The organism is Paenibacillus sp. WG02 (genome assembly GCF_055396115.1).
The window spans coordinates 1708054-1726854 of sequence record NZ_AP036016.1 but is presented as its reverse complement, the minus strand read 5'-3'; the positions used below and the strand labels follow the sequence as shown (position 1 = coordinate 1726854).

Here is an 18801-nt window from a genome sequence, read left to right as displayed (position 1 = left end):
CTCGCTCTCCTGTTGTTATTTCTTCCGCTCCTTCATTACTTCATCTACAAAGTGTCCATCTAAAAAGCTATCTGCCTTCGGAATAGAAGTCAGCATATCTAATCCCTTCAAGAACTCAGCCGTCTTCTGCGAAGTGAAGTGCAGGGATGCTAAGTTATCACCCTTCTGGAAAGCTTTCACATTATCTTCCAGTTGGAAAATTTTCACGCTATCCACGCCTGCTTTATATTCATCAACCGGCGTCTCTGCCGCTTTGGCCATAATTTTCAAAGACTCCTCAGGATTGGCCTTCCAGTAATCCAAAGCATCGAACCAAGCGTTGATGATTTTTTTCACATCTTCCGGACGCTTCTTCGTTATTTCTTCTTTGAAAACTAGCAAATCTGGAATAAGTCCCGGTGTATCTTTGGAGGAAAATAGCAGCTTGCCTTTGCCCTCTTGAATCGCCTTGCTGAGGAATGGCTCCCATAGTACCGCGGCATCCAGGTTGCCTGAAATGAAAGCAGGTCCAGCATCGTTAACCGTCATATTCGTATACGCAACATCTTTCTCTGCAAGACCCGCTTTTTCAAGTGCGGTTAGCATCAGAAGGTGATCTACCGTTCCTAGCTCAGTCGCTACTTTCTTGCCCTTCAAATCCTTCAGTGAATTAATGCTTGGCTTCACAACAACACCATCTCCGCCATTGGAGTTATCGTTCACCAGTACAGCTTTGAGCTTAATCCCTTTACTTGCCGGAGCAAGCGTATCGCTTAAAGTTTGGCTGTTCGCATCCACTTTACCCGACGCCAATGCCGATAAGGAATCGCTATACACCGGGAACCAAACCAGATCAACGTTAACCCCGTTTTTCTCAAAGAACCCCTTTTCCTTCACTAAATACCATACAAACCAACCCGGCCATGGACTGAGTGCCAATTTAATTGGTTCTCCGCTTTTTCCTGTTGTCGTGCTGATTGCCCCTTTGCTCACACATCCGCTGAATACTGTAAAAGTCAATAACAACGCCATCATCAGAAATACCATTCTTTGTCTCATTCCGATTCTCCCTCTCCATTTGTACTGGTAAAAAGAAAAACCCGGAACGATATCATATTCTGATATCCTCCCGGGCTTTTATCCCTCCGTGTGCACGATGAAGCTCACCGTGTGTCTTCTCTTGGACCTGACCAACAGCCTTCATTCTGTCGCGGAACCCTAGAAAACAAGTTTGCTATGAGGTTGGTACTTCGATGTCTTACATTTGTCTTAATCATACTTACATCCGACTTATATGTCAATATATATAACACAAATAAATATTTTGTTGTCAAAATGGCTCTATGTGTAATAATATATAACATACAACGACTATAACGGAGGTGTATACGATGTACTCGATTCATTTCCACATCACCATGTTAGATAATCAGCCTATTTCACCTAAATCTGTTACATTAGTGGGACCTCCTGTTTCTGAGCTTCATGAAGGGCACTCCTTATCCGAGCATCCTCTCCTGATTTCCCCTATAGATAATCAAGCAGCCATTCAAACTGATAGCCTGCCCGCTGACTAGCCTCATAACTACACAGACCATCAGAGTGATCCTCTTGATGGTCTTTTTCTGTTTGCGGGGATTCCATCGAAAAAAACCATTTCCTTTGGGATCGATGGACTTCACTTTTCGGTTATAAACTCATTCGGAGATATAGCCATGTAAATGGAAAATGGGCATCCGCGGGTAGCGCACGCGCCCCAATGTTGCATTTTTTGCAACAATTCCCACCTCCAAACGCGGACGAAACTAACCAATCCTCCTATCCTCTACAGCATCTGTCGAGCGCGTATCATAAAAAAAGCCCGACACCCTTCACAGGGTATCGGGCTCGGGCGATTTCAATTACACGCCTAACCATTTTTTGAACATATGTTTCGTTGTATCTGCATTCAGTGCTGCGATTGAAGTCGTCAGCGGAATGCCTTTCGGACAAGAGCGTACGCAGTTCTGCGAGTTGCCGCAGCCTTCGATACCGCCATCGGTCATCAACGTATCCAGACGCTCGTCTTTGTTCATTTCACCCGTTGGATGCGCATTGAACAGACGAACTTGTGAAAGCGCGGATGGTCCGATGAAGGAGTTCTTGTCGTTCACGTTAGGACATGCTTCAAGACAAACACCGCATGTCATACATTTGGAAAGCTCGTAAGCCCATTGACGCTTTGACTCCGCCATACGAGGTCCTGGTCCAAGATCATACGTACCGTCGATCGGAACCCATGCTTTTACTTTCTTCAAAGCAGTGAACATGCGCCCACGGTCGATAACAAGGTCACGCATAACAGGGAAAGTGCTCATTGGAGCTACGCGAATCGGCTGCTCCAGCTTATCTACAAGAGCCGAACAAGCTTGACGCGGCTTACCATTGATAACCATGGAACAAGCTCCGCATACTTCCTCGAGACAGTTGGATTCCCAACATACAGGAGTCGTCTTGTCGCCCTTCGCGTTCTTCGGATTACGCTGTACTTCCATCAAACCGCTGATGACATTCATATTGGAGCGATAAGGTATTTCAAATTCCTCGGTATAAGGCTTGGAATCTGGACTCTCTTGACGAGTCACGATAAACTTCACTGTCTTTTGTGCGCTTAGTGTCTCAGCCATGATTAATGTCCTCCCTTTTTCTTCTCCGTGGAATAGTCACGTTTCCGCGGTGCAATCAAAGATACATCGATGTCTTCATAGCTGATTTTCGGACCTTCCGGCGTCCAATCGGCAATTGTTGTTTTCATGAAGTTCTCATCATCACGCTCAGTGAATTCAGGCTTGTAATGCGCGCCGCGGCTCTCGTTACGCAGCAAGGCTCCAAGTGTCATCGCTTCAGCCAGTTCGAACATGTTCCAGAGTTGACGTGTGAACGCTACCCCTTGATTGTTCCAACGAGCTGTATCTGTGATGTTGATGTTGTTGTATCTTTCTTTCAAATCCTTAATCTTACCAATTGTATCTTCGAGACGATCATTGTAACGAACAACCGTCATGTTGGCATTCATCATGTCGCCAAGCTCTTTATGCAGAACGTAGGCATTCTCTGTACCGTTGTTCATTTTGAGCAAGTTCTCATAACGGTCTGTATGACGTTTCTTCTCGCGATCGTATACGATTGAGGAAGTATCGTCAGCGTGCTTCTCTAAGCCGCGGATATACTCAACCGCTTTAGGACCGGAAACCATCCCATCGTAGATAGCCGAAACGAGCGAGTTCGCTCCAAGACGGTTCGCACCATGATGTTGATACTCGCACTCACCAGCTGCGAATAAGCCGGGAATGTTCGTCATCATGTTGTAATCAACCCAAATTCCGCCCATGGAATAGTGAACCGCAGGGAAAATCTTCATTGGAATTTTACGCGGATCGTCGCCCATGAATTTCTCGTAGATCTCCATAATACCGCCAAGCTTAATATCAAGCTCCTTCGGATCTTTATGAGAAAGATCAAGGTAAACCATGTTCTCGCCGTTAATACCAAGCTTCTGGTCTACGCACACCGAGAAGATCTCGCGAGTTGCAATATCACGCGGCACCAAGTTACCGTAGGCCGGATATTTCTCTTCGAGGAAGTACCAAGGCTTCCCGTCTTTGTATGTCCAAATACGTCCGCCTTCACCACGCGCAGATTCAGACATCAAGCGAAGCTTGTCATCTCCGGGAATCGCCGTTGGGTGAATTTGAATCATTTCGCCATTCGCATATTTAACGCCTTGTTGGTAAACAGCACTTGCTGCCGTACCTGTATTGATAACCGAGTTCGTTGTTTTGCCGAAAATGATACCAGGACCGCCTGTTGCCAAGATGACTGCGTCGGATGGGAAGGTTTGAATTTCCATGCTCCGCAAATCTTGAGCTGCAATACCGCGGCATACGCCATCATCATCAAGAACAGAACCCAAGAACTCCCAGTGCTCGAATTTCGTTACAAGACCAGCTGTTTCCCAGCGGCGTACTTGCTCGTCAAGTGCGTACAAGAGCTGCTGCCCTGTAGTTGCGCCTGCGAATGCCGTACGATGATATTTGGTACCGCCGAAACGACGGAAATCCAGAAGACCCTCTGGTGTACGGTTGAACATAACGCCCATACGGTCCATTAAATGAATAATCCCTGGAGCCGCATCACACAAAGCTTTAACTGGCGGTTGATTCGCTAAGAAATCTCCCCCGTAAACTGTATCATCAAAGTGCTCCCAAGTGGAGTCGCCTTCGCCTTTGGTATTCACCGCACCGTTAATGCCGCCTTGCGCACATACGGAGTGGGAACGTTTAACAGGAACCAAGGAGAACAATTGCACATGAACCCCGGCCTCTGCTGCCTTAATTGTCGCCATGAGTCCCGCAAGGCCTCCGCCGACGACGATAATTTTTGAATTAGCCACTTCTGTTCACCCTCCCTTAATGCCCCGTATGCGCTTCTACCGGAAGCTGAAATTGCGTATCTGTAAATGCAGTCAAAGACATAATAAACATCACGGCCATGACAACGAACAAAGCCATCCAGATGATGGATGAAAAGCGCTGCGCGCGCGGTCCAATTGTAATTCCCCAGCTAACCAAGAACGACCACATGCCGTTACAGAAATGGAAGGCTGCGGAAAGTGTACCGATCACATAGATGGTAAACATAACCGGATTCGTCGCGATGTCATGCATCGTCCGGCCAAGTTCTTCGTGCGCTACGTTACCGAATGCAACTTGCAAGCGGGTCTCGAAGAAGTGCCAAGCAACGAACAAGAATGTGATGACACCAGTAACACGTTGGAGCATGAACATTTGATTACGGAAATAACCGTATTGCGAAACGTTGTTACGAGCTTGATACGCTACATAAAGACCATAAACAGCATGATAAAGAAGCGGTATCCAGATTCCGAAGATTTCTAGAAACAGCACCAATGGCAAGCCATTTAACCAGTTAATTTGATCCACGAACGCGCCTGGTCCTTTTGTTGCTTCATAGTTCGTGAGCAAATGCTCAATAAGAAAGAAGCCCACAGGAATTACGCCAAGCAAAGAGTGGATCTTTCGAAAGTAATACGAATTACCCATAATTGAACCAATTCCCCCCTCATAAAAATTCATTCATCTTTTATCCGACATGATCAGACAAGACAAGCCACATACCATTGTACTCTCGCCGCAAACGAGCGTCAACCCACCCATAATCATCCAAGCCTATTTTGCCAAATCAGTAGATGATTATACACCTTCGTCCAAGAAATGTGAATAAAAAGTGACATGTACATCGTACCTCTTTCACGCTTATAATGGAAGTGCCGTTTTTTTATATACACTTATAACTAAATCACATATACATAACGCAAAAGGAGACGATAGAAGCATGGAGCTCTTGGATGTTTTCGCAGTTGTTGTCGAACAAGTAAGTCTCAATAAAGCATCTCAGCTATTAAATATCTCGCAACCGGCTCTTTCCCGCAAAATAATGAAGCTCGAGGAAGAGCTGGGCGTAGAGCTTTTTGTCCGCAAAGGTAAAAGGCTTGAGCTGACTAAAGTCGGTCAAATTTGCTATGACCATGCCTTGGAACTGCGTCACCTAGAGCGCAAGTTCAAGCAAGCGATCCAGACCTACAAAGCAGCGGGCAGCCACACTTCAATTACGATTGGAGCAAGCCTGACAACGCTGCAAACAACACTCCCGGATCTCATTACCGATTACTTGCAGGATTACCCTCTGACAGAAATTAAGCTGCTTACCGGCAAGACGCACGAGATTGTTACCATGGCGAAAGAAAACAAAGTGGATATCGGCATCGTCGCTTCCCAGATCAATGCTTCCAGCCTTCATTGCGAGCCTTTATTCGATGATCATTTATGTCTGGTGCTTCCTCTAGGACATCCTCTTATTGATCGCTCCACCATCACAATGAACGATATAAATGAATTGCCGATGATCCTCTTCTCCAAAGGCACTTGGTATCGCATTCTGATGGATGAGTTGTTCAACCGATTTACCATATTACCCAACGTACAGATGGAGATTGACTCCTTCGAAGCCATCATCCGCCTCGTTTCAACCTGTAAAACGGCAACCCTGCTTCCAAGATCCTATTTACGTGAAGACTTAATTCGTAATAATGAATTGATTTTGCGCAATCTGGCCGAGTTAGAACAGACGAAACGAACGACTTCACTTATTTATTCCGACCACACAGCGGATAACATGGCGTCTATGAAATTTATTACGCAAGCGATCAATTACTTCGCTAAGCAAAAATAAAACCTCTATGCCGCTCATCTTAGAAGATGCAGAGGCCCAGAGGTTCTTTTTCTAATAGACAAATTTGTAGCCTACACCCCAAACCGTCCGAATCCACTTAGGTTCTTTGGGATTGTCTTCGATCTTTTTACGGAGGTTAGCAATATGTACATCAATGGCCCGATCCGTAACTAAACTGTCAAATCCGCGAACCGTTTGCAGTAAATCTTCCCGGCTGTATACGCGACCAGGATGATTGACGAAGCATTTCATAATTTCAAATTCCGAATAAGTTGTCTCGACTAAAACACCATGAACACGCATAGAACGCGTATTCGGGTTGAGCGTAATCTTCTTATCGATATCCAAGACCGCCTCTAATACCGCAGTCGTTGATCCTCCAGCTTTTTCCGATACTTGACGAGTGTTCGCACTCGATTTCAAATACAAGTTGGAGCGCCGGATAAGAGCGTGAACTCTCGCACTCATCTCATGCATACTGAACGGTTTACACATATAGTCGTCCGCACCTGCCCCAAGGGCGTTAACGCGTTCAACGACTTTATTTTTCATCGAGACGATCATAATAGGTATTTTCGAAGTTTCCCTAACTTGTCTGCATAAGGCAAGACCATCCATATCAGGCAGCATCAAATCAAGCAAAATAACATCTGGATCAAACTGGGAGACAGATACAATGCCTTCTGCCCCATTCGCCTTCCTTATGACATGAAATCCTTCTTCACTTAAATACATGGTAACCATATCACCGATCATTGCATCGTCTTCAATTATTAATACCTTATACATAGGGAGTCCACCTTCAGTTAGAAATTCACGTGTTGTATATGTACTCGCAGATTGATTAATTGAATAGTCGATTGGTGATCAAAAAAGTTTATTTTAATCATTATTATCGGGATCATTAGGCTTTATTTCAAGACCCAGTTTACGTGCCACATAAGCCGTTGTGCTTGCTTGAAACAGAATGGTTATTAGTACAGCCATGAACGTAACGCTAGCAATAAGATCACTATGCTGAACGCCCATCCCAGCTACCATTCCGGATAACGCCGCGGGTATAACCCCTGTCTCTCGAACCCAGAACATGAACAGAATTTCATTTCGCTTCCATTTCGCTTTTCGATCCGGCCATGTACAGAGTAGAACCGTAAGCGGACGCGCGATAAACATAAATACAAAGATAACACCTAAGCTAGTCCAGAAATGCTCAAGGAGCAGTGGAAAGTTCACTTGACTGCCTAGTAAGATGAAAATGAGCATGCGCATGATGACCGTAATATTTTCTGAAAAATGCTCCATTTCGAGCTGTTTTTCCTTCATTTCCAGCCTAAAAGTCCCCGCATTCCCCCAGATCAATCCTGCTGTAAAGGTCGCCATAAACCCGCTCACGCCCATCGCTTCTCCCGCGATATAAGCACCAAGCGAAGTCGAAACCATCACTATCGTTGCGTAGTCTCTAAGATGACCCAACTTCAAATGCGCTGTCAGGAACGTCATTACATAACCGATAACTGCTCCAACAAGAAGCCCGCCCAGTGCTGTTTTCACAAAGTCAAAGACACCCGAAGCAACAGAAACCTCTTGTGTGCCAAGAATAATCGCCAATAAAGAAAAAGTTAGAATCGAAGCCGTCGCGTCATTAAAAGCTGATTCACTTTCAACCGTTTCACGTACTTTCGGACGAATCTTCACTTGTTTAAACACAGGGATCAGGGTTGCCGGATCTGTTGAAGCAATAATAGCTCCCAGTAATAGAGCATAAATCCAAGGTAAATCCAGCAGCAAATGAGCGACTACCGCCACTGCGCCGCATGTGATAAGTACGCCAGGCACACTGAGTAAACTTACAGTAAGCCATACCTTGCGAAGACCAGAAAGTCTGATATTGCGTCCTCCATCGAAGAGGATTAAGGTAGAGCCAATGACTAGAATGAATTGATTCGTAAAAGATGTGCTAGACTCTGCAATCCAATGAAAGACTTGTCCCACCAGCATACCTGCGATGAGAAACAGAGCTACGTCAGGAAGCTTCAACCACTGCGCCACTTTTCCAGATATCATGCCCAATCCAAAAATTAACACAAGTAAAATGATAACATGATCAATGAGGAGCGAAGTTGTATTTTCCATTAGCTGATGACTTCACTTTCAAATTTATCAATTTGATTGTTGGTTCCGATGATGATCATCACATCATTCTCATTCACGACATCACCCGCCGTTGGTGCAATGATAATCCCTGTTTGTTTATTAATTGCTACAATGCTGCAGCCATACTTAGCACGAGGATCCAGCTCCCTGAGAGCTAAGCCGCATAGATTCTTAGGGACAGATAATTCCACGATCGTATACTCTTTGGAAATTTCAATATAGTCCAGAAGATTAGGCGATACGAGTTGATGCGCAACACGGATTCCCATATCTCGTTCCGGATAAATGACGCGATCAACACCCAGCTTATTTAGTACCTTGCCATGCAATTCGGACAATGCTTTAGCGACAACCTTTTTGATCCCCAAATCTTTAAGCACAATGGCCGCCAGAATACTTGATTGAATATCATCTCCAATAGCTACAACAGCGCAGTCGAAATTTCGAACGCCCAATGATTTCATTACCTCTTCATCCGTCGCATCCGCAACTACGGTATGGGTAAGCTCAGAACTCAGCTCATCAACGACTTCTTCATCTTTATCAATACCCAACACTTCATAACCAAGCTTGATGAGTTCTTTGGAAATACTGGCTCCAAAACGACCCAGCCCGATTACGACATATTGATTTTTCTTCATTTCTGTAGTTCCCCTTATCCAATCGTGATTTTACCCTCTGGGTATCTAAATAGTTCTTTCTCTTGCTTCGGCTGCAAGGCATAGGCTAGTGTGATGGGTCCTAGACGCCCAGCAAACATCGTTAAACTTATAAGAATCTTCCCGAATGTTGTTAATTCAGGAGTCAATCCCATCGTCAAACCTACGGTTCCGAAGGCGGATGTCACTTCAAACAAAATTTTCAAAAGCTGTGCATCCTCTGTCGTCGATAACAGCATCGTAACAATGATAACTAAAAACAGAGCCATCATGGTTAAGGTAATTGCCTTGAGAATACGATCCTTAGCCAACCGATAACGGAAAATAACAATATCCTCTTTCCCACGGATCATCGTCACTATCGCACTAATTAGAATCGTAAAGGTAGTTGTTTTAATACCCCCACCTGTTGAGCCAGGAGAAGCACCGATAAACATAAGAATGACAATGAAAAATTGGGAAGCTTGACGGAGAGCCCCAATATCAACCGTATTCGGCCCAGCTGTACGAGGGGCGACGGATTGGAAGAAGGAGGCTAGAATTTTCCCGCCCAAATCCAAAGAACCCATGGTTCTGATATTGGTATATTCGAATATAAAGATGATAATAGCTCCAAACACAATCAGAAAACCAGTCATGCTAAGCACCACTTTGGAATGCAGAGAAAGCCTCTTCTTGGTCTTAAAATCCATCAAATCGGACATAACAATGAAACCAATACCCCCAAGCACAATAAGCGCCATAGCAACAAAGTTTACCACGAAATCATTCACATAGCCGGTAAAGGAAACGAATGGCGCATCGACCGTGCCAAATAAATCAAAACCAGCGTTATTAAACATGGAAATGGCATGCCAAATCCCAAAGTATAAGGCTTTCGTAAAACCGAAATCAAACGTCCAACGAATGGTGAAAATCACGGCTGCAATGGCTTCAATCGATAACGAATAAATAATGACTTTACGGATAAGTCGGACAATACCTTCCATACTGCCTTGGTTAAAAGCCTCTTGAAGAACGAGTCGTTCTTTTAATGTGATTTTTTTACGGAAGGCAAAAGCGATTAAGGTCGACATTGTCATGAAACCCAAACCGCCAATTTGAATCAAGCTCACGATGACGATCTGCCCAAACATCGTATAGGCACTCCCAGTATCCACCACGACCAAACCAGTTACACATGTTGCCGAAGTCGCTGTAAACAGCGCATCAATAAAAGCAATCGAATGTCCCGTTGCTGAAGCAAAGGGAAGTGTCAAAAGCCCTGCTCCTATGAAAATAATTGCAGCAAATCCGAGAACGAGAATTTGCGGAGGCGTTAGACGCCAAATACTCATTTTTTTAATCATTGTGCCTCCTGTATGTTCAAAAAACGACATAAATATTTCCAACACTTAACGGTAGGGTTCCCCCGTTATTCGTTAGAAATTCCGGACATTACCCAATTGATAGGTATTATATAATTGTTTTGAATTCTTTACCACTAAATTGGCTTTCTTTTTAAACTGTGTTAACGTGAAAGATGTGATTTCAGAATCGAGAATGTAGAAGGGAACTCACTATGATCAGGCCAAAATTTAATCGTTTTCTCCTCTTCCTTGCATGCATTGGAGCAGCTCTTTATTTGGGGATATCCGCCTTATACGGACTTCGGGCCGAAGAACCGTCGGCAGCAGACAATCCGTCCATCACGAAGCAGCAGGCTGCGGATCGCGCAGCTCAATTTGTAAGTGAGCGCTACGATTTGCATAACCCGCAAACCTATGTTGTTTATCAGTCCAAGAAGGACCGCAGCGGTTATTTGCAGAAGGAGCATTTGTTAGAAGCCTATTTGAAGGACTATGGGGAGCGTTACCCCATTGATTATTATCAAGTAAGCGTAAAAGACACCAAGACCAACCGTCAATTTGAAGTGGAGATTAATTACACGAATGCTGCCGTTATTGGATGGCGTGAAACGCAGAACCCCTCCGATCAGGCTATGATCAGCAAGCAGAAAGCAGACATTTTGGCCAAGCAGGAAATTCGGCAGCAAGGATTTGACCCGGTTGACTTTGCACCCATAGATAAACGGACTGCCAAAGACGATTCAAAACATGGAACAACCTTATTTTATGAAAAGCAATCCAAACCGCTGGGCGAAGCAAAGTTACAGGTTCAAGTTGATTTCGATGACAAAAATCTGACTGGTTTTAACGTGCTCTTCAGCTTACCTGCGTCGCATCAAATCTGGATTGATCAGCAGGATCATTCTGCGTCTCTCATGACTTGGATTTCCATGGGCTTCACACTCATCATGACAATTGCCGCGATTGTATTCGCCATCATCTATAGAAAACATATGAAATTCAATAGAGGCCTGCTTTTGACAGCCATTTTCTTAGCCATTTATATCACCAACAACTTCAATATGTACCCTGCTTTTAGAGCTATGAGTGGAGCTCTGAACGATGATTTCGCAACATGGGCAGCTATTATTTTCATGAATATAGTGACTTTGCTGCTCGGCATATCTCTCTACCTTGCTCTTGTAGCAGGTAATGGATTGTGGAATTCAATTGGACAGCGGAAATGGCCCGCTTGGAGGGAGTTCTCATTTGGGACTGAGGTTTATAACGGCATGGGGCGGGGTTATTTGCTGGCTCTCTTCATCTTAGGCGTTCAGCAGGTGCTCTTTTACACAGGTGAAGTGAATTTTGATGTTTGGTCTGTGAATGATCCATCCGATTCTGTTCTAAATATGGTAGAACCTCACTTTTTCCCGCTTATGGCCTGGGTTGCTGCCATATCTGAAGAGGCGACCTACCGACTGCTCGGCATCATTCTATTCAAGAAGCTGTTTCGCTCAAACTTTATTGCGATTGTCATTCCCAGCGTGATTTGGGCGGCTAGTCATACGCAGTATCCCATTTATCCCGTCTACACTCGGCTAATCGAGGTCACCATCATTGGCATTATTCTAGGTTACGTCTTCCTAAAATATGGTTTCATAACCGCCATTTTCGCTCATGCCTGCATGGACAGCATCCTCATGGGAATGTCTCTCTTCTATCTCGGACATGTAAGCGATGTACTTGCTGGCATTTTCTATATCCTGCTGCCTGGTTTGGTCGGCTTGCTGCTAGCCTGGCTGCATGGAAAAAGGCGGGGTCCCCTTATTCCTGGGGAACCGCCGCCTCGCCTTGAAGCGCTTTGAGAATTTCGCTAGCCAATTTCTCACCAATACCCAGAGGCTTGAAGTCTTGGACTTCAGCCTCTTTTATTTTGCGTACAGAGCCAAAATGCTTAAGCAATGCCTTACGGCGTTTCTCCCCGATGCCGGGAATGGCATCCAGCTGCGAAACAACCATCGACTTCGCCCTTGTTTCGCGGTGGAACGTTATCGCGAAACGGTGAACCTCGTCTTGGATCCGCTGCAGCAGGTAAAACTCTTGGCTGTCACGCGGCAATGGCACAACTTCGGCAGGATCTCCGATCATGAGCTGCGCTGTTTTGTGCTTGGCATCCTTCACAAGACCACAGATCGGAATGAACAGGCCTAATTCATTCTCCAGCACGTCGACTGCGGCTGAAATCTGCCCTTTCCCTCCGTCCACGACGATCAGGTCAGGCATTGTGAGATTGTCTTTAAGTACACGCTCATATCTCCGACGAATGACCTCTCGCATCGTTTCGTAGTCATCCGGACCAACGACCGTTTTGACTTTGTACTTACGGTACTCCTTACGATCCGGCCTGCCGTCTACGAAGACGACCATCGCAGAAACCGGATTCGTCCCTTGTATGTTCGAGTTATCGAACGCTTCGATACGGCGAATCGTTCCCGTGCCGAGCCACTCTCCAAGATTCTCGACCGCTTTGGTCGTACGGCGCTCATCACGCTCCACCAAGCGGAATTTCTCATCCAGCGCATTGCGGGCGTTGTCTTTGGCCATATCGACCATTTGCTTCTTCAGCCCTCGCTGCGGGATATGCACCTTGACCTTCAGCCAGGATTCCAGCGCTTCGCGGACATCCTTCTCTTCAGCCTCAACTTGAGCCACAACTTCCGCTGGGACTTCAATAGAGGTGCTTAGTGAAGCTTCAGTGGTGGGAGCTTCAGCAAGAGCAGTTGTAGGGGCAACTGTAGAGGCAACTGCCGCCTGTATCGGCATCGTCGGCAGGAAGATCTCCTTCGGCAGCGCCGGATTGTCGCTGTAGACTTGAGTCACATAGGTGATGAAGTCATTGTACTCATCACCGTAATACGGAAACAGTGAGACGTGCCGCTCGATGAGCTTGCCTTGCCGCATGTACTGGATGTGCACAGCCATCCAGCCCTTGTCGACCGCGTAACCGAAGACATCGCGGTCTAGCGCATCAGCCGTCGTGATCTTCTGCTTCTCCATCACGGCGTCGATGTTCATGATATGATCGCGCAGCTCCTTCGCGCGCTCGAAGTTCAGTTCCTCCGCTGCGGCCAGCATTTTGGCCGTCAGCTCTTCCTTAATAACGTCGTGTCCCCCGTTCAGGAAACGGCTGATCTCTTGCACCATCCGCTCGTTCGTCTCAGCGGATACGTCGAATTCGCAAGGCGCCAGACACTGCCCGATATGATAGTATAGGCATACTTTCTCGGGCATCGTCTTGCACTTGCGCAGCGGATAAAGCCGGTCCAGCAGCTTCTTCGTCTGCTGGGCCGCAAAGGCGTTCGGATAAGGGCCGAAGTACTTGCCCTTATCCTTAAACACCCGCCGCGTGACTTCTAGGCGCGGCTGCTCTTCATGTGTAATCTTGATGTACGGGAACGTCTTATCATCCTTCAAAAGTACGTTGTACCGCGGATGATGCTGCTTAATCAGATTACACTCAAGAATCAAAGCCTCCATGTTCGAGGAGGTAATTATATATTCAAAGTCGCGGATCTCGCTGACTAGTTTTTGCGTCTTTGCACTGTGGCTCCCCGTGAAATAGGAGCGCACACGATTCTTCAGTACTTTGGCTTTTCCCACATAAATGATCGTGCCTTCGCGGTTTTTCATGATATAACAGCCCGGCTTATCCGGCAATAAGCTCAGCTTATGCTTGATTACTTCCAGACTCTGTTCGCGGACTCCAGCGTCCTCATGCTCATGCTCGGTCATGCATCCAATCTCCTCTCACACAAAAACTTACTCCATATTTCCCCTATAAGTTCCTAAGTTACTAAAATCTTAAGTTTTTAAGTTCTTAAATTCTTAAGTTCCTAAGCTCCTAAGCTCCTAAGCTCCTAAGCTCCTAAGCTCCTAAGCTCCTAAGCTCCTAAGGTCCTAAGCTCCTAAGCCCCTAAGCCCCTAAGCTCCTAAGCCCCCAAGCTCTTCCAAGCTCCCAAGCTTCTAAATTCCTATGTTCCTAAGTTCCAAAGCTCCTAAGTTCCTAAATTTCCAAACTCCTAAGAACTCCTAACTCCAAGTCACATGTTGTACTACGTACAACATTTACACCTCAAAACAAGCCATTCCGCTGATAATGTTGCTTTTCATACAACAACTTAACCGAAATATACGAATTAAAGAGGAATAGAGCCATTTTTGTTGTACAAAATACAACATTCATCCATAAATGCCCATCTGCTCGAACAATTGTTGTATTTCGTACAACATAATCGTCGCAATCGTTACTAATTATAAACGCTCCGCTATTTTCGGAAAACAAAAAAAGCTCCTTTTCAGCATAGCAGAAAAAGAGCTTTTTCTCACGAACAATTGTTTCTAGTTTGTAACAAATTATTGATGACGAGAAACAACATTTTTCAACGCTTCTTTGGATTGGAAGCCAACTACTTTATCAACTGGCTGTCCATCTTTGAACACGATAAGAGTTGGGATACTCATAACGCCGAAGCGAGCAGCAGACTCTGGATTGTCATCCACGTTTACTTTTGCAATTTTCAAGGACTCAATTTCTTTATCAAGCTCTTCCAAAACGGGAGCGATCATTTTACAAGGTCCGCACCAAGGTGCCCAGAAGTCTACAAGTACTGTACCTTCTCCTTCAACTTCGGTTTTAAAGCTGTTATCAGAAACATTCACGATTGACATGATAGTTCCTCCTTCTAAGAATGGATTTGATTTATAACATCAAGTAGTACCTAGCTACCGATGAACGTCAACATGTAAAGTATACCACACCAGTGGGTCATTTCAACCAAGCCATAAGTTAGCAAAATGGTTGAAGTTGGATCTACTTAGCAGGCAACCCTACAGGCAGCCCCTGGAGTCTTTGCTGCTCGATATAAGCGATACGATCCTTCAAATTGGCTTGCAGCAGCTGCAGCATCTTCATCTGTTGTTCGATTTCTTCGAGCTTCTCTGTGTAGAGTGGCAGCAAATCATCGCACATCGACTCCTGATTTTTCATGACGCAGTTGAGAAAGCTTTCAATCTGTTCGGTCGTAAAGCCTAAGCTCAAATAAAACTGAATGGTCTTCACGCGCTCAACAGCCATCTGGTTGAATACCCGATATCCGTTTTCTTCACGCTGTGTCGCGATTAGCCCTTTCGCCTCATAGTACCGCAAAGAACGAATACTGGCTCCGGTAAGCTTGGATAACTCACTAATCCGCATGGCCTTCACCTTTTTCCTTTTCCTTGATCAAGTAAGGATGATTTTATTGTAAACCATGACACTAATGTTAGAGTCAAGTCTTATTTCATACTTTCCGCTGCTATCTGTTATTGTTTGCATAATTGTCACTTTGATAAGCTTTACAACTTTCGACGAATTTGGGTATACTAAGCTTAAACATACGAATGTCGGACGTAGGGGGTAACCACATGAGCGATCCTAAACACCCTGAGCTTCACGTGTACGAAGAACCGCGTAATGATTTCATGGATGTAGGCATTGGCTTTGGCGCTTTCTTTGGCTTTTTGTTTGTAATCGCAGCCATTGCAACCGTGATTCAAGTTATGAAATAGGAATGTCCAAGCCTGTAAGTGAGCCGCTTTGCACTCAGTGTAAAGTGGTTTTTTTCATGCCGTTTGCTATGAGGAAAAACCATACTTTCTTATGTAGTCAAAAAAGCTGTACAGATGAACGCATCTGTACAGCTTTTATTATTTCCCACGCTTGTTCGTACCTGTTACCACAACAACATCGACAAAAGGACGAATACGGTCCATAATCCGCTGTCCCTTGTACTCCTCGTCACCATCTTTATTCGTGAAGCTGAAATGCTTCTCCAAATCAGAGAGCGCATAATTGGATGTGAAAAAGGTCGGCTTACGATTCATCCGGTGATTCACGATAGCGCCAATCACATGATCTCGCAGCCACGGATTCAAATTCTCCGCACCAATATCATCGAAAACTAATAGATCTGTTTCCTTCAGTAGATCTATCGTTTCCTTCAGCTTGTAGGGCTCCTGGAACATCCCCTTCAAGTCCTCGGCAAAATCCGGCATATAGACAATTGCACCTGTCATACCGACTTTGGCCAGCTGGTGCAGCATGTAGCCCATCAGGAACGTCTTCCCCGTTCCAAATGATCCGGACAAGTAGAGTCCTCTCGTCTGAAGCCCTTCTTCCATCGTCAGGCTGACATAGTCGTTAATTTGCATAACGGCTTTCGCCCGATCCAGATCCGTTTCAAGGATATCTCCAAACGAGTAGCTGCGCGAAATCATCCGCGGATCCACGTGAAAGGTGCGGATTCGGCTGCTTATAGCATCCTGCAGCTGCTTCGCGTTGAACTTCTTGCAAGCCACCTTTTCCTCATGAACAAACGGCTTTTCATTGACGGAGTCGGCTGTTAACATCGTATAATGCCCCGTCATATCATTCGGACAGTTTTCTAAACCTGGACAGTTGGAACAGTTTTTGTACTCTGACACATATTGATAAAGCTTGTTCATATTAATCTTAATGGTATAGTCATCGACAAACGGATACTTTTGGCGAAATTTGTGAACTAAGACGTCATCCATGACAACTTTAATTTTCGCTTCTGCCTTCCGTCTCCATTCAGATTGCGGCATTGATTTGAGTAAGTGAGACAGGGAATCCATGCTTCCTGCACCTCCTTATAATTCTCTTGTACGTTTGTACCTTCGGCTCTAACCCTCAGCTCTTCCGATTAAAGCGCTCGTCCAGCTTCTGCGCCATCCTTCTCGCGGCTTCCAGCTCTTCATCTGTCAGCCTTGAAGCCGCTGCTGTGCCAGCATCCGGCACAACGATTGGAATGTGAGGCTTCTGCGTCTTGCCTTGCCGGCCTCTCGTTACAGAGCCACCGCCAGCTTTAGCGGCCTCCACCTTGGAAGCGGCCTTTTGTTTGTAGCTGATTTTCTCACGCACATATTCCACCGCTTGTTCGTAAGTAACAATTTGCTTGCCCAGCATATCCGATGCGACCGCTTCAATCGAAGACTTAGCCCACGAGCGGCGGTCGATATGTAGGAAGTGGATCAAGACATTAATGACTTCCTCTTTCAATCTATAATTCAAATCAATCTTCTCAAAAATATTAAGTACACCGTCCGGGATGGAGCCCTGAGTAAAGAACATTTTCAGAACTGCCGTGTACGGCTCATTTCGCATAATGTAATTGTATTGATGATCTGTACATTCGCCGCGCAGCTGCTGCGGCACTTCTAGGTAATAAGCCATCTCAACTGACTTGTCTCCAGACGTGTCTAGCATATCCTCGTTCGCTTCGCCTTGAGACTTCTCTTCCGATCTGGACAACGTGCGCTCTCGTTCCTCATCCCGCTTCTTGCTCTGTCTGTAGAACAGATTCGCATTATACTGCATAAGATCCATCTGCAGCTCGCCCTCTTCGGTGAATGCGCCATCCTCATCCAGCAAACGGCATGTTTCCTGAAGCGATAGGTTGTACTTCTTCGCCACAATATTAATCGCTGCCATCTGATCCGGTTTATGCTTGAGAGCCTCAACGAAAACACGATTACTCGCACCTCGCGGGAACCTCATAATAATATCCGCATACTGGAAGCCTTTGGTGGTCACGTCCATCCGAGCGTCTCCCTGTTTACTGGCCGAGGCCTCATACAGGGCTTGCTCCAGTTCGTAGTCAACCACCTGGGTATTGAGACGGAATAAATCATAGAACGGAACAGACAGGTTCTCTTCACTCGCGTCACGGCACTCTTCCGGCTCCGGCGAGAGCAGCTCTTCCCGAAGGGAAAGGAGCATGAACTTACCGACCTTATCGCGGAGCAGAAGCGTCAAATGCTGATTGCGAAAAAACTCATTGGGGCCAAGCGGAGGAAACAAGGTGTATACGAAGACATAGTCTTCTTCGCCCGGCAGAAACTTGCGAGTTGTCTGCAGGAGCCCTATGGCTTCTAGCTTCGAAGATTGCTCAATTAAATATTTGCGTCCTCGCTCCCCCTGCTCAAGCTCGAGCAGCAGGAACAGCTTTCGCTGCTGTTCCAGCGGCGAATATCCGACTTTTTCTGCACTCATCTGCAGATAGAGTGCTTGATAGAGACTAATAGCCAATCCGCCGATCATAGGCTGATACATAATGGCTAGCATTTTATAATCCAGACTGCTCAAAGAAAACTCACGGTTTACACAAAACCTGTGGTTCTCGGTGAAATGCAGCATATTCGTCATTCTCATTCCGTTACAGCACCATCCTGCCTCAACCGATTGCAGCTATGTAAGCATCTCGGTTTCTCTCTATTAGTCTACCACAAAAATCGACATGCTTGGTATCTACGAGAGAAAGATAATA

Annotated in this window: 17 protein-coding genes and 1 riboswitch; of the genes, 4 read left to right on the top strand and 13 right to left on the bottom strand. The window is 45.6% G+C overall.

Annotation, left to right across the window (positions count from 1 at the left end; translation table 11 throughout):
- Positions 1-15 precede the first annotated feature (15 nt).
- The gene (locus tag ACBP55_RS08210; protein WP_464650831.1) at positions 16-1038 is read right to left on the bottom strand and encodes an ABC transporter substrate-binding protein; all 1023 of its coding nucleotides are present in this window, start codon (positions 1036-1038) and stop codon (positions 16-18) included.
- A gap of 65 nt (positions 1039-1103) precedes the next feature.
- Positions 1104-1212, bottom strand: a riboswitch (guanidine-I (ykkC/yxkD leader).
- 158 nt (positions 1213-1370) lie between these two features.
- On the opposite strand from ACBP55_RS08210, the gene ACBP55_RS08205 reads away from it, so the two are divergent.
- Positions 1371-1556 carry a hypothetical protein gene (locus tag ACBP55_RS08205; protein WP_464650830.1) on the top strand — a complete coding sequence of 62 codons (186 nt, stop codon included), beginning with the start codon at positions 1371-1373 and terminating at the stop codon, positions 1554-1556.
- A gap of 324 nt (positions 1557-1880) precedes the next feature.
- On the opposite strand, the gene sdhB is transcribed toward ACBP55_RS08205, so the two are convergent.
- Genes sdhB through ACBP55_RS08190 form a run of 3 tightly spaced genes read right to left on the bottom strand, consistent with a single transcriptional unit; the run spans position 1881 to position 5081 of the window.
- Positions 1881-2645, bottom strand: a complete 765-nt coding sequence (sdhB, locus tag ACBP55_RS08200) for a succinate dehydrogenase iron-sulfur subunit (RefSeq protein ID WP_047680827.1) — start codon at positions 2643-2645, stop codon at positions 1881-1883.
- Positions 2646-2647: 2 nt separating this feature from the next.
- The gene (gene sdhA / locus ACBP55_RS08195) at positions 2648-4411 is read right to left on the bottom strand and encodes a succinate dehydrogenase flavoprotein subunit (RefSeq protein ID WP_056829651.1); all 1764 of its coding nucleotides are present in this window, start codon (positions 4409-4411) and stop codon (positions 2648-2650) included.
- Positions 4412-4427: 16 nt separating this feature from the next.
- Positions 4428-5081 (bottom strand): succinate dehydrogenase cytochrome b558 subunit, encoded by a 654-nt coding sequence (locus tag ACBP55_RS08190; protein ID WP_029197341.1) that lies wholly within the window; start codon positions 5079-5081, stop codon positions 4428-4430.
- A 292-nt stretch (positions 5082-5373) separates the two neighbouring features.
- On the opposite strand from ACBP55_RS08190, the gene ACBP55_RS08185 reads away from it, so the two are divergent.
- The gene (locus ACBP55_RS08185) at positions 5374-6270 is read left to right on the top strand and encodes a LysR family transcriptional regulator (RefSeq protein WP_464650829.1); all 897 of its coding nucleotides are present in this window, start codon (positions 5374-5376) and stop codon (positions 6268-6270) included.
- Positions 6271-6321: 51 nt separating this feature from the next.
- Here ACBP55_RS08185 and ACBP55_RS08180 read toward each other — a convergent pair whose 3' ends face one another.
- The 4 genes from ACBP55_RS08180 to ACBP55_RS08165 all read right to left on the bottom strand — a co-directional run bounded on the left by ACBP55_RS08180 (position 6322) and on the right by ACBP55_RS08165 (position 10432).
- Entirely contained in the window at positions 6322-7059 is a 738-nt protein-coding gene (locus ACBP55_RS08180; RefSeq protein ID WP_464650828.1) for a response regulator transcription factor, read from the bottom strand.
- Between the two features lie 93 nt (positions 7060-7152).
- Complete coding sequence (locus tag ACBP55_RS08175; RefSeq protein ID WP_464650827.1) at positions 7153-8403, bottom strand: cation:proton antiporter; 1251 nt, start codon at positions 8401-8403, stop codon at positions 7153-7155.
- Positions 8403-9065 (bottom strand): potassium channel family protein, encoded by a 663-nt coding sequence (locus ACBP55_RS08170; protein ID WP_464650826.1) that lies wholly within the window; start codon positions 9063-9065, stop codon positions 8403-8405. The genes ACBP55_RS08175 and ACBP55_RS08170 overlap by 1 nt, the downstream gene beginning before the upstream one ends.
- A 14-nt stretch (positions 9066-9079) precedes the next feature.
- Positions 9080-10432 (bottom strand): TrkH family potassium uptake protein, encoded by a 1353-nt coding sequence (locus ACBP55_RS08165; RefSeq protein WP_464650825.1) that lies wholly within the window; start codon positions 10430-10432, stop codon positions 9080-9082.
- A 212-nt stretch (positions 10433-10644) separates the two neighbouring features.
- On the opposite strand from ACBP55_RS08165, the gene ACBP55_RS08160 reads away from it, so the two are divergent.
- Positions 10645-12279 carry a CPBP family intramembrane glutamic endopeptidase gene (locus tag ACBP55_RS08160; protein WP_464650824.1) on the top strand — a complete coding sequence of 545 codons (1635 nt, stop codon included), beginning with the start codon at positions 10645-10647 and terminating at the stop codon, positions 12277-12279.
- On the opposite strand, the gene uvrC is transcribed toward ACBP55_RS08160, so the two are convergent.
- From uvrC to ACBP55_RS08145, 3 genes are all read right to left on the bottom strand, one after another.
- Entirely contained in the window at positions 12239-14206 is a 1968-nt protein-coding gene (gene uvrC / locus ACBP55_RS08155) for an excinuclease ABC subunit UvrC (protein WP_464650823.1), read from the bottom strand. The genes ACBP55_RS08160 and uvrC overlap by 41 nt on opposite strands.
- A 621-nt stretch (positions 14207-14827) precedes the next feature.
- Positions 14828-15142: a thioredoxin gene (trxA, locus tag ACBP55_RS08150; protein ID WP_029194765.1), complete on the bottom strand. Its 315-nt coding sequence runs from the start codon at positions 15140-15142 to the stop codon at positions 14828-14830.
- A 142-nt stretch (positions 15143-15284) separates the two neighbouring features.
- Positions 15285-15668, bottom strand: coding sequence for a MerR family transcriptional regulator (locus tag ACBP55_RS08145; protein WP_029194766.1), 384 nt, complete (start codon positions 15666-15668; stop codon positions 15285-15287).
- A 209-nt stretch (positions 15669-15877) separates the two neighbouring features.
- Between ACBP55_RS08145 and ACBP55_RS08140 the strand changes: the two genes are divergently transcribed.
- Complete coding sequence (locus ACBP55_RS08140; protein ID WP_084160126.1) at positions 15878-16021, top strand: YqzM family protein; 144 nt, start codon at positions 15878-15880, stop codon at positions 16019-16021.
- Between the two features lie 138 nt (positions 16022-16159).
- Here ACBP55_RS08140 and dnaI read toward each other — a convergent pair whose 3' ends face one another.
- Together dnaI and ACBP55_RS08130 are read right to left on the bottom strand one after the other, a co-directional pair.
- A complete protein-coding gene (gene dnaI / locus ACBP55_RS08135; protein WP_047680859.1) occupies positions 16160-17110 on the bottom strand; it encodes a primosomal protein DnaI in 951 nt (316 codons plus the stop codon).
- Between the two features lie 55 nt (positions 17111-17165).
- Positions 17166-18686: a replication initiation and membrane attachment family protein gene (locus ACBP55_RS08130; RefSeq protein WP_029194768.1), complete on the bottom strand. Its 1521-nt coding sequence runs from the start codon at positions 18684-18686 to the stop codon at positions 17166-17168.
- Positions 18687-18801 lie beyond the last annotated feature (115 nt).